We start from the raw sequence: 13,666 nt of genomic DNA, 5'->3' as shown, positions 1-13,666 counted from the left end.
CTCACAGCCCCGCCAGATCCTCGATCGCATCGACCACGATCGCCGTGCCGATCGCGATCAGCAGGATGTCGGCCGCGACCCGGACGAAACGGTATCCCGGGGGAGGATCGCCAAGGCGGCGCTGCAGCTCCTTTGGCAAGGGGTAGGTCACGACGCCGGGCGGCAGCGGCTTGCCGAGTGCCCACGCCTTGGCCAACCCTGGCGGGCGGCAGCCGTTGTTTTTCTTCGCCAGCCCCGGCGGGCAGTGCCCTTGGGCGATCTGGGATCCGAACACCAGGCGCACCGCCTCGCGTTGGCGGTCACCAAAGTAGCCGCCGATTGCGATCGACAGCGCGTCGTTGCCGCTGGTGGCAGCCACCGCGCCGCGTGGTGCGTCGTGCGTGGGCGCTGCCGGGTGGGTGGCATGCGCCGGTTTGCCGTGGCCGGCCCACTCGGGCTTGGCCGCCCAGGCCCCAGGGGCGGCCGCGCAGACCCATGAGACCGCCAGCGCCAGCCCCACGCGTCGTAGATGCCCATGATCCGCCAGGATGTCCATCGCCATTGCTCCTTTGCTGGCATCATAGACCGCTCGGGCCAGGCCGACGGCAACCGTTTGGCAACGCCTGCAAACAACCGTAACAGCCCATCTCACATCCCACCCCCATGAGCGGTTTCGACTTCGACCTCTTCGTCATCGGTGGCGGCAGCGGCGGCGTGCGCGCCGCGCGCCTGGCCGCCCAGCGCGGCGCCCGCGTCGCCCTGGCCGAAGCGCGCGGCCTGGAAGGCCTCGGCGGCACGTGCGTGACGCTGGGGTGCATCCCCAAGAAACTCTACCACTACGCGGCTCACTACGCGCATGGATTCGACGAGGCACGCGGCTATGGCTGGCACGTTGACCCGCCGCGCCTGGACTGGGCGACGCTCAAACGCCGCCGCGCCGCCGAGATCGCGCGCCTCAATGGCGTGTACGAACGGCTGCTGCAAGGCAGCGGCGTGACCGTGCTGCACGGCTGGGCCCGATTGGCCGATCCGCATACCGTGGAGCTGCACACCCCGCGCCCCGATGGCAGCACCGGCACGCAGCGCTGGCGTGCCGAGCGCATCCTGATCGCCACCGGCGGCACACCGCACGTGCCGCACTTTCAGGGCCGCGAGCACGTCATCACCTCGGACCAGGTGTTCGACCTGGAGCCCTTCCCGCAGCGCTTGCTGGTCGTGGGTGGGGGCTACATCGCGTGCGAATTCGCCTCCATCTTTTTGGGGCTGGGCGCGCGCGTCACGCAGTTGTACCGCGGCGAGCAAATCCTGCGCGGCTTCGACGACGAGGTGCGGCACTTCTTGGCCGATGAGATGCGCAAAAAGGGGCTGGACCTGCGCCTCGCCACCAGTGTGGTCGCCGTGCGGCGCGCCGCCGACGGCCTGCACGCCGTGCTCGACGACGGCGGCCACGTGGTGGCCGACGCCATCCTCTACGCCACCGGGCGCGTGCCCAACGTGCACGGCCTGGGCCTGGAGGCGCTGGGTGTGGCGCAGGGCGCGCAAGGCGCCATCGTGGTCGACGACCACTTCTGCACCAACGTCCCCAGCGTATACGCAGTGGGCGACGTGGTGGCGCGTGCGGCACTGACCCCGGTCGCGCTGGCCGAAGCCATGGCCGTGGTGGACCACCTGTTCGGGCCCGCCCCCGGCCAGTCGGCGCGTAAGGCGCGCTACGACCTCATCCCCACCGCCGTCTTCACCTTGCCCAGCGTCGGCACGGTGGGCCTGACCGAGGCGCAAGCCCGCGCCGAAGGCCGGCGCTTGCGCATCTACCGCAGCGCCTTTAAGCCGCTGCGCCACACGCTCAGCGGCCACGACGAGCGCGCGCTGGTCAAACTGGTGGTCGATGACGCGAGCGACCGGGTGCTCGGCCTGCACATGGTAGGCCCAGACGCGGGCGAGATCGTGCAAGGCTTTGCCGTCGCCCTGCGCTGCGGCGCAACCAAGGCGCAGTTCGACGCCACACTGGGCATCCACCCCACCCTGGCCGAAGAATTCGTCACGATGCGCGAGCCGGTGACTACCGGCTAACCAGGCCCGTGCAGCCCTCTATCGCCTTCACCATGAACCATCGTTCAGAACCCCATCCCACCGACGGTGTGCCGCCCTTGCGCACGCCCCCCTTCGTCGCACCGCAGTCCTTCACCGATGCCGATGCTGCCGTGGCCCATGTGCGGCAGCTCTACGACGCCGCCGTCGGCTTCTTGCAGGCCGAGCTGCACGCGTATGTGCGCACGCCGCTCGATCCTGACATGGGGCTGGCGCGCGTGCGCGCGACCTACCCCTTCGTGCGCCTGCGCACGCAGCGTGCCACCCGCCTGCCGCAGGCCCGGGTGGCGGGACGACTGAGCTATGGCTTCGTCGCTGGCCCGGGGCGCTACGAAACCACCCTCACCCGGCCCGATCTGTTCGCCGACTATTGGCGCGAGCAGTTTCGCCTGCTGTTGGACAACCACGGCGAACCGCTCGACATCGGCCTCAGCAACGAGCCCATCCCGGTGCACTTCGCGCTGGGCGAGGACGCGCATTTCGAAGGAGAGCTCGACACCCTGCACCGCGCCCGCTTGGCCGACGTGTTCGACCTGCCCGACCTGTCCGCGATGGACGACGGTATTGCCAACGGCACCCACACGCCCCCGCCGAGCGCGCCGCAGCCGCTGGCGCTGTTCACCGGTGCGCGCATCGACTACTCGCTGCAGCGGCTGCGCCACTACAGCGGCACCTCGCCCGCGTGGTTTCAAAACTTCGTGCTCTTTACCAACTATGGCTTCTACGTCGACGAGTTCGTCCGGCTGGCCCAGCAGGAGATGACCCGCCCCGACAGCGAGTACGTCGCCTTCGTCGAGCCGGGCAACGTGGTCTCCTGGCGCGCCGGGCTGACGGCGGCCGAGCGCTGCGCGCTGACCGGCCCCACCGGCAGCCCCCCACCGCGCCTGCCGCAAATGCCGGCCTACCACCTGGTGCGCGCGGATCGCAGCGGCATCACGCTGGTCAACATCGGGGTGGGGCCCAGCAACGCCAAGACGGCCACCGACCACATTGCCGTGCTGCGCCCCCATGCGTGGCTGATGCTGGGCCACTGTGCCGGGCTGCGCACCAGCCAGCAACTCGGCGACTACGTGCTGGCGCACGCCTATGTGCGAGAGGACCACGTGCTCGACGAAGAGCTGCCGCTGTGGGTACCCATCCCCGCGTTGGCCGAAATCCAGCAAGCGCTGGAAGCGGCCGTGGCCGACGTGACCGGACTGGAGGGCGCCGCGCTCAAGGGCGTGCTGCGCACCGGGACGGTGGCCAGCACCGACAACCGCAACTGGGAGCTGCTGCCCGACAACCTGCCCCAGCGGCGCTTTTCGCAATCGCGCGCGGTGGCGCTGGACATGGAGTCCGCCACCATCGCCGCCAACGGTTTTCGCTTCCGCGTGCCCTACGGCACACTGCTGTGCGTGAGCGACAAACCGCTGCACGGCGCCATCAAACTGCCCGGCATGGCCGACCGGTTCTACCGCGAGCGCGTCGACCAACACCTGCGCATCGGGCTGCGCGCCATCGAGCGGCTGCGCGCGGCGGGCGTCGATCAACTGCACAGCCGCAAGCTGCGCAGTTTTGCCGAAGTCGCGTTTCAGTGACCCGCGGCGCTGGGCGCCGTCAGGCCCAGCGGCCCATCGGCTCGCCCATGCGCACCGGGCGGCCCGGTACCCAGTCAGGGTTCAGGGCCGCCACGCCTGGCGGTAGCAGCACGATCACCGTCGAGCCCAACAAAAAGCGGCCCATCTCCACCCCCCGCGCCAGGGTAATGTCGCGGTCGCCGTAGTCCCAGCGGCGCACGATGCCGGGCCGCGGCGGGTTGACCACCCCGTGCCAAATGGTGGCCATGCTGCCCACGATGGTGGCCCCCACCAGCACCAGCACGAACGGAAAGCGCTGGCCATCGCGCTCGCCTTCGAACACACAGATCACGCGCTCGTTGCGCGCGAACAGCCCCGGCACCCCGCGCGCCGTCGTCGGATTCACCGAAAACAAATCCCCCGGCACATGCACCATCTGGCGCAGCCGCCCCGTACACGGCATGTGGATGCGGTGGTAGTCGCGCGGGCTCAGGTACAGCGTGGCAAACGTCCCGTCGGTGAACGCGGCGGCCAGCGCGGTGTCGCCGCCCAGCAGCGCGCCGACGGTGTAGTCGTGGCCTTTGGCCTGCAGCATGCGGTCCCGCTGGATGGCGCCGCACTGACTGATCGCGCCATCCACCGGACACACCAGATCGGCCGCGGCCAACGGGCGCGCATCGGCGCGCAGCGCGCGCGTGAAAAAGTCGTTGAACGTGGCGTAGGCGGCCGGATCGGGCTGGGCCGCTTCGGCCATGTCCACCGCATAGCGCCGGATGAAGCGCCGGATGGCCACTTGCGTCACCGGCCCGAGCGGCCGGCGCGCCAACGCGCCCGCCAGCGCCGTCAGCACCTGCTTGGGCAAAAGGTATTGCAGCGCCACCGCTGCGCGTTCCGAAACCTGCATGGGGCGCCGATCGTAGCACCAAGCCCGTGGCGCGGGCGACCCGCGAACAGCCAGAGCACCATGCACAATGCGGCTCATGACATCCCCGTTGTTCGAAATCGACGGCTTGGTCAAGCACTATGCCGGGCGGCCCGTGGTGCAGGACCTGTCGTTTGCCATCGCGCCGGGCGAGTGCCTGGGACTGCTCGGCCCCAACGGGGCGGGCAAGACGACCACACTGCGCATGGCGCTGGGGCTGGTGGTGCCCGATGCCGGGTGCGTGCGCATCCTGGGGCTGGACATGCCCGCGCACGCGCAGGCCGTCAAGGCCCGGCTGGGCGTGGTGGCGCAGTTCGACACGCTGGACCCGGACTTCACGTGCGCCGAGAACCTGCTCGTCTACGGGCGCTATTTTGGGCTGACGGCGCGCGAACTGCGCCCACGGATCGCCGAGTTGCTGGACTTTGCCGCGCTGGCGCACAAGGCCGACGCGCGCCCGGGTGAACTGTCGGGGGGCATGCGCCGACGCCTGAGCCTGGCGCGCGCGTTGGTGAACGACCCGGCGCTGCTGCTGCTCGACGAGCCGACCACGGGGCTCGACCCCCAGGCGCGCCACCTGATGTGGGAGCGGCTGCAGCGCCTGCTGCAGCAGGGTAAGAGCATTTTGCTGACCACGCACTTCATGGACGAGGCCGAGCGGCTATGCCACCGGCTGGTCATCGTCGACCACGGCCGCAAGATTGCCGAAGGCCGCCCCCGCGAGCTCATTGCCCAACACCTGGAGCCGGAGGTGGTGGAAATCTACGGCGAGCAGGGCCACGCCGACGCACGACAAGGACTCCCCCCCGAGGCGCGGGCGCTGGCTGCCCGCGTCGAGGTCAGCGGCGAGACGGCGTTTCTGTACACGCACGACGCGCGCCCGCTGCTGGCAGCGCTGGGCGCGCAGCCGCGTTTACGTCTGCTGCACCGCCCGGCCAATCTGGAAGACTTGTTTCTGAAACTGACCGGGCGCCAGATTCGGGCGGAGGGGTAGGATCGACGCCATGGCAACGCCCACGACCCTCCCAGAGCCACCCCGCGTCGCGCCAGCCCGCACGGTCTGGCATCCCCCTCGTCCCACACGCCGCTTCGCGGCCGTCTGGCTACGCAATTTGCTGGTGTGGCGAAAACTCGCCATCCCCAGCCTGGTGGGCAACATCGCCGAGCCGCTCATCTGGCTGGTTGCATTCGGCTACGGCATGGGGGCGCTGGTGGGCAGCGTCAATCTGCGGCTGCCCGGTGGAGAGGTCCAGGCGGTGCCCTATCTGGTCTTTCTAGCCAGTGGCAGCATTTGCATGAGCGCGATGAACGCCGCCACGTTCGAGGCGTTGTATTCCGCGTTTTCGCGCATGCACGTGCAAAAAACCTGGGACGGCATCCTCTACGCGCCGGTCACGCTGGACGACATCGTGCTGGCCGAGATGCTGTGGGCCGCGTTCAAAGCGCTCTTTACCGTCAGCGCCATTTTGGCGGTGATGCTGGCGCTGGGCATCAGCCACACGCCCAAGCTCGCGCTGGCGTGGGCCGTGCTGGGGCTCACGGGCACGGTGTTTGCCAGCCTGGCGCTGATCTTCAATGCGCTGGCCAAGGGCTACGATTTTTTCACCTACTACTTCACGCTGTTTCTCACGCCGATGATGTTTTTGTCGGGCGTGTTCTTTCCGCGCGAGCAACTGCCGGGCTGGGTGCAGACGATCAGCGACGCCTTACCCCTGACCCATGCGGTGGCGTTGGTGCGGCCGATGTTCCTGGACCGTTGGCCCGAGCAACCGTTGCTGCACCTGGCGGTGCTGCTGGCCTATGGAGGAGTGGCGTTTTGGATGGCGCTGGCGCTGACGCGGCGGCGGTTTTTCGGCTAGGGCTGGGTTCAGACCAAGCTGGGCTCGCGTACCGATAGCCCCAGCGCATCCAGCGCCTGCGTCAAATGCCCCACAGTGCCCTCGATGTGCCGCAGCTTCTCCAGCCCGAACAGGCCGATGCGGAAGGTACGAAAGTCCGCCGGCTCGTCGCACATCAGGGGCACGCCAGCGGCGGTTTGTAAGCCCACGGCCGCAAATTTTTTGCCATTAGCGATATCGGGATCGTCGGTGTAGCTGACCACCACGCCCGGTGCCTCGAATCCGGCCGCAGCCACGCTGCGCAAACCGCGCGCGGCCAACTCGGCACGCACGCGGCGGCCCAGCTCGGCCTGCGCCGCTTTCATGGCGGCAAAGCCCGCTTCGCGCGTCTCTTGCATCACGTCGCGCAGCCGCACCAGCGCATCGGTGGGCACGGTCGTGTGGTAGACGTGCCCACCCTGTTCGTAGGTTTCCATCACCTGCAACCACTTCTTCAGGTCGCAGGCGAAGCTGGTGCTGGTCGTACCGTCGATCGCGTGGCGCGCACGCGCCGACAGCATCACCATGGCGCACGCGGGCGAGCCGCTCCAGCCTTTCTGCGGTGCCGAAATCAGCACGTCCACGCCGCTGTCGCGCATATCCACCCACATCGCCCCGGAGGCGATGCAGTCCAGCACAAACAGGCCGCCCACCGCGTGCACCGCCTCGGCGACGGCATGCAAATAGTCGTCCGGCAACATCATGCCGGCGGCCGTTTCCACGTGCGGGGCGAACACCACCGCGGGGCGCTGCGCGTGGATGGTCGCCACCACCTCATCCAGCGGCGCGGGTGCCCAGGGTGCCTGCGGTTCGTCGCTCACGCGCCGGGCTTTGAGCACGTGCGCCTCGGCCGGGATGCGCCCCATGTCGAAGATTTGCGTCCAGCGGTAGCTGAACCAGCCGTTGCGCAGCACCAGTACGCGGCGGTCGGTGGCCCATTGGCGCGCGACCGCCTCCATGCCAAACGTGCCGCTTCCCGGCACGAGCGCCACCGAATGCGCGCCGTAGACCTCCTTGAGGATGCCCGAAATATCGGTCATGACACGCTGGAAGCGCCGGGACATGTGGTTGAGCGCGCGGTCGGTGTATACCACCGAAAATTCGAGCAACCCATCGGGGTCGACGTGGGGCAGCAAACCTGGCATGGACGACTCTCCTGTGGTGACCCACGGCGCGGGTGACGCGCCGCGGCAGACCGCGCCAGCTTAGCACGGTCGGCGCCAGGCGTCGACGGCGGCACGCACCACGCCTTGGATGCTGCCGCTGCGGGCGTACTGCGCGCGCAAAAAACTGGCGTGATTGCCAGCCATGCCCGCGACGCGCTCGATCTCGTCGAGTGCCTCGTCACTCTGCAGCACCTGGGCGTGCGGGCGCAGGCGACGTACGGTGGCCAAGATATCCTCGCGTAACGACAGGGCCTCGCGCGTGCGCGGGTGCACCAGCGTGCCCTCGAGCCCGAAGCGGCAGGCCTGAAAACGGTTGTACGTGTAAACGAGGTAGTCGTCCTCCACGGGCGCGGGGTCGCCGCCCTCGAGCAAGTGCCGACACAACGCTTGCAGGTAGCCAGCCAGCGCCGCCGCGCGCTCCACGGTCAGTGGTGTGTCGCACACGCGCAGTTCGATCGTGCCGTACTCGGGCTTGGGGCGAATGTCCCAGTAGAAATCTTTCATCGACCGCACCACGCCCGTGGCTTCCATCTTGCGGAAATAGCCTTGCTCGAATGCCTCCCAACTCAGCACGAAGGGTGCACGGCCACTGAGGGGAAACGCAAACACCGAGTTCAACCGCGCCGAGTCGAACAGCGTATCGACCCCCTGAAAAAACGGCGACGACGCCGACAGCGCGATGAAGTGCGGCACGTAACGGTTGAGCGCATGCAGCAGAAACAACGCCTCGTCCGCCGAGCGACAACCGATGTGCACGTGCTGCCCGAACACGGTGAACTGCTTGGCCAAATAGCCGTACAGGCCCGACAGCTGCTGAAAGCGCGGCTTGTCGAAGATGCGCTGCTCGAACCAGCGCTGAAACGGGTGGGTGCCGCCACCCGCGAGCTCGACATTGAGCCGGTCGGCCGCTGCCACCAGCGTGTCGCGGATCGCGCGCAGCTGCGCCAGCAGCTCGCCGTGGCGGGTATGCACGCCAGTGGCGATCTCGATCATGCTTTGCGTCATCTCGGGCGTGACGGTGCCCGGAAACGGCGCACGCTGCAGCAGCGCCAGCAAGTCGTCGGCGCTGCTGGAGAGGTCCTGGTCGTAGGTGTTGACGATTTGCAGTTCGAGCTCGACGCCCATGGAGAGCGCAGCGGAGGTCTTGAACGGCTCCAGCGGCATGGCGGGCTCCTCAACGCGGGGGCGGACTCGGGGGGACGGACGCCGTGGCCGGCCCCCTCGATGGCGAGCCAGCCTCGCGCGCGGCAACCAGCGCCCATTGCGTGACCCACGGACCGCACAACTCCAACCACAACAGTGCGGCGGACAGAAACCACAGGGCCTCGGCCGCTGGCGGCAGGCCCAGCACGATACTGCGCTCGAGCAGCAACAGCGTCATGGCCGACATCGGCACCAGCGCCACACCGGTCAGCGCCCCTTTGCGCGGCGTGGTGCCGCTGGGTACGGCCAACATCGCGTGGATGGCCACGGGGATCAGAATCCGGGCGGCCAAGACGACGGCGGCCACGCCCCAAACGGCGCCCTGTGTCAGCGCATCCCACGACAAACGCGAGCCGACATAGACGAACAGAAACACACCCAGCAGCAGGCCCAGCGAGCCGAAGTCGCGCTGTGCGTTGGCCACGAACACGCGCCGCTCGCGCAAAGCGACGCCAAAACTGAGCGCCGCCAGCAGCGGCGACAGGTGCAGCGCGTCGGACACCACCGTCAGCCACACCAGTGCCAACGCGTAGCCCACCGTGGGTGCTGCGGGTGACGTGAACGGCCCGCGCAGCAGGGCCGCTACCACGATGGCCAGCGCCACACCCAGCGCGATCGAGATGCCCACCGCATACACACTGCCGAGGGCGGCCTGCGCCCAATCCCCCGCCTCGCTCAGGTACCAGTGGCCGGTCACCCCTTTGACGAGCAATACCGCCACCACACACTGGATAGCGGCCAGGTGCAACACGCGCTCGGTCACCTGCCCGGCGGCACGCAAGTCATTGGCCACACGCAGCAAGCTGGCCGGCGACGCCGCCACCGCAACGGCGGCGAGCAGCGGACGCCACTGCCCCCCCAACCCGGCGGCGGCCAAGGCCCACAGCACGGCGACGAAAATCACCACCGACTGCAACAGCCCGATCAGCAGCACCCACGGGTTGCGCCGAAACCAACCCAGGTGGATGCGGCAGCCCAGCTCGAACAACACCAGCGACAGCGCAAGCTGCGCGAGCAACGCCGGCCCGCCGCTGTCGGCATCCAAGCCCACGGCAAGCCCGATGGCGCTGCCCGCAAGGCCAACGGCCACGTAAACGCTCACCCGCGGCACGCCGTGCGGCTGCCAGCGCTCCCCCAGCCACCATGCCAACCACAGCAGCGCAGGCCAGCCCAGCAGTGCGGCCCGTATCGAATCGAAACCTGCCATGGTCATGCGACCGCAAAACGCGCACGCAGTTCCGCCAGCCCCAGTTCATCGAGCATGCGCGCCAGCCGCTCGGCGGCGCTGCGCTTGCGGCGTCCCGTGCGCTGCGCCAGGATCAGCTCGTTTTTCAACGAGTGCTCCCAGCCCACGAGCTCGGTCACGGTCACGTCGTAGCCCATCGCCTCCAGCCGCAGGCAGCGCATCACATTGGTGACCTGGCTGCCAAACTCGCGCGTGTGCAGCGGGTGCCGCCACAGCTCGGCCAGCGGCGTGCGCGCCAGCTGCAGCGCCTTGTGGCGGCGCAGCGCGGCCGCCACTTCGGCCTGACAGCAGGGCACGACCACGATCGCCTGCGCCTGCCGCTGCAGCGCGAAGTCGATCGCGTCGTCGGTGGCGGTGTCGCAGGCGTGCAGCGCGGTGACCACGTCCACCGTCGCGGGCAGCGCCGCCATCGCGTCGCGCACCGTCGCCGCCACGAAGCGCATGCGCGCAAAACCCAAGCGCTGTGCCAGGTCAGCCGAGCGCGCGACCAACTCCGCGCGCGCCTCGACCCCCCACACGGTGCCGACCGCGCGCTGGGCAAAAAACCGGTCGTAGAGCAAAAACCCCAAATAAGACTTGCCCGCGCCGTGGTCCACCAGCGTCACGTCGCCGCGCGCCTGCAGCGCTTGCTGTAGCAACGGCTCAATGAACTGCAGCAGGTGGTTGACCTGCTTGAGCTTGCGGCGCGAGTCCTGATTGAGTCGGGCGTCGCGCGTCAGGATATGCAGCTCCTGCAGCAAGGCGACCGACTGGCCGGCGTACAGCTCGGCCAGCACGTCGGGGGCGAGGCTGGCCGCGGGTGGGCGATGGCGGGCGCGGGACATGCGGCGATCATACGCGCGGGCGTCGCGTCGCCGCGCCAATGGTGCTAGCATGGGGCACCGGTGCTCGCCGCGTGTGGCGGCGTCGAGCCGGTCGAGCAGAGGAGACTGCCATGGGTACCATCGTCGGCTACACCACCCCGAAGCTGCCAGAAAACAAACTGCGACGCTACCCCACCAAGGTCATCAACATCATCGGTGGGCCAGGCTGCGACAAATCGCTGTACTCCTCGGCCATCGTGCTCAAATTGCACCTGATGCACAAGACCGTGGAGCTGGTGCCGGAAGTGGCCAAGGCGCTGGTCTGGCAGGGCGACACCGACGCGCTGCGCAACCAGTACGACATCGCGCTGCTGCAGTACAACATGCTGGCCGCCCTCGACGGCCAGGTGCAATACTTGGTCACGGAGGGCGGACTGCCGCAGCTGCTGTACTACAACGCGCACTACCCGGACAATATCTGCGACGTCGAAAAGACGCGCAAACAGATCCTGGCGTGGTACCACCAGTTCGACCACATCAACGTGTTCGCCGAGCGCGACCCGGACAAGCCCTACATTCGGGCTGGCCGACTGCAGGACGAAACCCGGGCGCGCCAGATCGATGCCGAAATGCGCAACCTGCTCAGCGCCGAGGGCATCCGCTACACCCTGCTGCCGCCCGACCACCGCAAGATCATCGAGTGGACGGGCACGCTGGGCCAGCCCAGCGCCGGCTGACGGCGGCGGTGCCTGCCGTCACGCCAGCAGCGCGTTGACGCGGCGCACGTAGGCCGCCGGGTCCTCGGGCAGGCCGCCCTCGGCCAGCAGCGCTTGGTCGAACAAGATGTGCGCGTAGTCGTCGAAGCGCTCCCCTGCGTCGGCGAGCTTTTTCACCAGCGCGTGCTCGGGGTTGACTTCCAAGATGGGTCTGACCTCCGGCGCCTTCTGACCCGCGGCCTTGAGCAGACGCGCCAGCTGGAGCGAATACTCGCCATCGTCCACCACCAAACAGGCGGGCGACTCGACCAGGCGGCTGGTCACGCGCACGTCCTTGGCCCGGTCTTTGAGCGCATCGCGCAGGCGCTCGAGCACGGGCTTGAATGCCTCGGCGGCTTGTTCGGCCGCTTGTTTCTCGGCCTCGTCTTGCAGCTCGCCCAAATCCACCGCGCCCTTGGCCACGGAACGCAGCGGGGTGCCATCGAACTCGTGCAAAAACGACAGCGCCCACTCGTCCACGCGGTCGGTCATCAGCAGCACCTCGATACCCTTCTTGCGAAACACCTCGAGCTGCGGGCTGTGTTTGGCCGCGGCCAGCGTGTCGGCGGTCAGGTAGTAAATCGCCTTTTGCCCCTCCTTCATGCGCGCCTTGTAGTCGGCCAGGCTGACGGTGGGCGCGTCGCTCTGGGTGGAGGCAAAGCGCAGCAGGCGGGCGATGCGCTCGCGGTGGGCGAAGTCCTCGCCCAGCCCTTCCTTGAGCACGGCGCCGAACTGGGCCCAGAAGCGCGTGTAGCGACCGGCGTCGCGCTGGGCCTGGGCCTTTTCGTCGTCGGACAGCGCATCCCACGCCTCGCCCTCGGGCAGGCGGTCCTTGGCGGCCAAATCCTCCAGCATGGCGAGCACGCGGCGCGTGTTGCCGTCGCGGATGGCTTTGACGTCGCGGCTTTCCTGCAACAGCTCGCGGCTGACGTTGAGCGGCAGGTCGGCCGAATCGACCACGCCCTTGACCCAGCGCAGGTAGGTGGGCATGAGCGCTTCGGCGTCGTCCATGATGAAGACGCGCTTGACGTAGAGCTTGACGCCCGCGCGCTTGTCGCGGTTCCACAGGTCGAACGGCGCCTTGGCCGGAATATAGAGCAGCTGGGTGTACTCGGTGCTGCCCTCTACCCGGTGGTGGCTCCAGGCCAGCGGTGGCTCGTCGTCGTGGGCGATGGTTTTGTAGAACTCGATGTACTGCTCGTCGCTGATGTCCTTCTTGGGCCGCGTCCACAGGGCGCTAGCGGCGTTGACCTGCTCCCACTCGTCCAGCAGCACGTACTCGCCCTTGTCCTTGTCCCATTGCTCCTTGGGCATCAGGATCGGCAGCGAGATGTGGTCTGAGTATTTGCCGATGATGGACTTGAGCTTCCAGCGGTTGAGGTATTCGCTCTTGTCGTCGCGCAGGTGCAGGATGACGCTGGTGCCGCGCGCGGCGCGGGTGATGGCCTCGGTCTCGAAGGCGCCCGTACCGTCGCTGCTCCAGCGCACGCCCTGCTCGGGCGCCAGGCCCGCGCGGCGGCTTTCCACCGTGATGCGGTCGGCGACGATGAAGCCCGAGTAAAAACCGACGCCAAACTGGCCAATCAGCTGTGCGTCTTGCTGCTGGTCACCCGAGAGCCGCTGCAAAAACTCGCGCGTGCCACTTTTGGCGATGGTGCCCAGGTGTTCGATGGCTTCCGCCTCGCTCAGACCGATGCCGTTGTCGGTGATGGTGATGGTCTTGGCCGCCTTGTCGAACGTGACGCGGATATCCAGGTTGGGCGCATCCTCGTACAGCGCGGGGTTGGCCAGTGCCTCGAAGCGCAGCTTGTCGCACGCGTCGGATGCGTTGGAGATCAGCTCGCGCAAAAAGATGTCGGGGTTGGAGTACAGCGAGTGCGTGACCAGGTGCAGCAGCCGGGCCACTTCGGCCTGAAACGCGTGGGTGTGTTTGCTCATGAATCAGACGTCCGTTACAACCGAAAACGGGTAAAGCCCTGCGGGAACATACGGCTCGTCATCCGCCCGCCCCGCAACAATAGGACACTGGGGACAGAGCGCCCGTATTTCAAGAGGCCAGCTCACGGCCGCC

General features: G+C 68.1%; 12 protein-coding genes. 5 read left to right on the top strand and 7 right to left on the bottom strand.

Features of this window, described 5'->3' with window-relative positions:
* Position 1 precedes the first annotated feature (1 nt).
* Positions 2-535, bottom strand: a complete 534-nt coding sequence (locus ACPP3B_RS06875) for a hypothetical protein (protein ID WP_424858555.1) — start codon at positions 533-535, stop codon at positions 2-4.
* Positions 536-642: 107 nt separating this feature from the next.
* Here ACPP3B_RS06875 and gorA point away from each other — a divergent pair, with 107 nt between their 5' ends.
* Positions 643-2,049, top strand: coding sequence for a glutathione-disulfide reductase (gorA, locus tag ACPP3B_RS06870; protein WP_424858554.1), 1,407 nt, complete (start codon positions 643-645; stop codon positions 2,047-2,049).
* A gap of 32 nt (positions 2,050-2,081) precedes the next feature.
* Positions 2,082-3,644: an AMP nucleosidase gene (locus ACPP3B_RS06865; RefSeq protein WP_299019031.1), complete on the top strand. Its 1,563-nt coding sequence runs from the start codon at positions 2,082-2,084 to the stop codon at positions 3,642-3,644.
* Between the two features lie 19 nt (positions 3,645-3,663).
* On the opposite strand, the gene asd is transcribed toward ACPP3B_RS06865, so the two are convergent.
* A complete protein-coding gene (gene asd, locus ACPP3B_RS06860) occupies positions 3,664-4,527 on the bottom strand; it encodes an archaetidylserine decarboxylase (RefSeq protein WP_424858553.1) in 864 nt (287 codons plus the stop codon).
* A 76-nt stretch (positions 4,528-4,603) separates the two neighbouring features.
* On the opposite strand from asd, the gene ACPP3B_RS06855 reads away from it, so the two are divergent.
* Together ACPP3B_RS06855 and ACPP3B_RS06850 are read left to right on the top strand one after the other, a co-directional pair.
* Positions 4,604-5,539, top strand: coding sequence for an ATP-binding cassette domain-containing protein (locus ACPP3B_RS06855; RefSeq protein ID WP_299019035.1), 936 nt, complete (start codon positions 4,604-4,606; stop codon positions 5,537-5,539).
* Between the two features lie 10 nt (positions 5,540-5,549).
* Positions 5,550-6,404, top strand: a complete 855-nt coding sequence (locus tag ACPP3B_RS06850) for an ABC transporter permease (RefSeq protein ID WP_299019037.1) — start codon at positions 5,550-5,552, stop codon at positions 6,402-6,404.
* A gap of 8 nt (positions 6,405-6,412) precedes the next feature.
* Here ACPP3B_RS06850 and ACPP3B_RS06845 read toward each other — a convergent pair whose 3' ends face one another.
* Genes ACPP3B_RS06845 through ACPP3B_RS06830 form a run of 4 tightly spaced genes read right to left on the bottom strand, consistent with a single transcriptional unit; the run spans position 6,413 to position 10,861 of the window.
* On the bottom strand, positions 6,413-7,567 hold the full coding sequence (locus tag ACPP3B_RS06845; RefSeq protein ID WP_424858552.1) for an aminotransferase class V-fold PLP-dependent enzyme: 1,155 nt from the start codon (positions 7,565-7,567) through the stop codon (positions 6,413-6,415).
* Positions 7,568-7,627: 60 nt separating this feature from the next.
* A complete protein-coding gene (locus ACPP3B_RS06840) occupies positions 7,628-8,752 on the bottom strand; it encodes a YbdK family carboxylate-amine ligase (protein ID WP_424858551.1) in 1,125 nt (374 codons plus the stop codon).
* A gap of 10 nt (positions 8,753-8,762) precedes the next feature.
* Entirely contained in the window at positions 8,763-10,004 is a 1,242-nt protein-coding gene (locus tag ACPP3B_RS06835; protein ID WP_424858550.1) for a cation:proton antiporter, read from the bottom strand.
* Positions 10,001-10,861: a class I SAM-dependent methyltransferase gene (locus tag ACPP3B_RS06830; protein ID WP_299019045.1), complete on the bottom strand. Its 861-nt coding sequence runs from the start codon at positions 10,859-10,861 to the stop codon at positions 10,001-10,003. Before ACPP3B_RS06830 ends, ACPP3B_RS06835 begins: the two co-directional genes overlap by 4 nt.
* Before the next feature lie 110 nt (positions 10,862-10,971).
* On the opposite strand from ACPP3B_RS06830, the gene ACPP3B_RS06825 reads away from it, so the two are divergent.
* Positions 10,972-11,577, top strand: a complete 606-nt coding sequence (locus ACPP3B_RS06825; RefSeq protein WP_299019048.1) for an AAA family ATPase — start codon at positions 10,972-10,974, stop codon at positions 11,575-11,577.
* 18 nt (positions 11,578-11,595) lie between these two features.
* Here ACPP3B_RS06825 and htpG read toward each other — a convergent pair whose 3' ends face one another.
* Positions 11,596-13,533, bottom strand: coding sequence for a molecular chaperone HtpG (htpG, locus tag ACPP3B_RS06820; protein ID WP_424858549.1), 1,938 nt, complete (start codon positions 13,531-13,533; stop codon positions 11,596-11,598).
* Between the last annotated feature and the right edge of the window lie 133 nt (positions 13,534-13,666).

Origin of the sequence: Tepidimonas sp. HKU77 (assembly GCF_049728535.1) — a bacterium.
Classification (GTDB): domain Bacteria; phylum Pseudomonadota; class Gammaproteobacteria; order Burkholderiales; family Burkholderiaceae_C; genus Tepidimonas.
The sequence above is the reverse complement of the archived record's forward strand: the minus strand, read 5'-3'. Positions and strand labels throughout refer to the sequence as shown.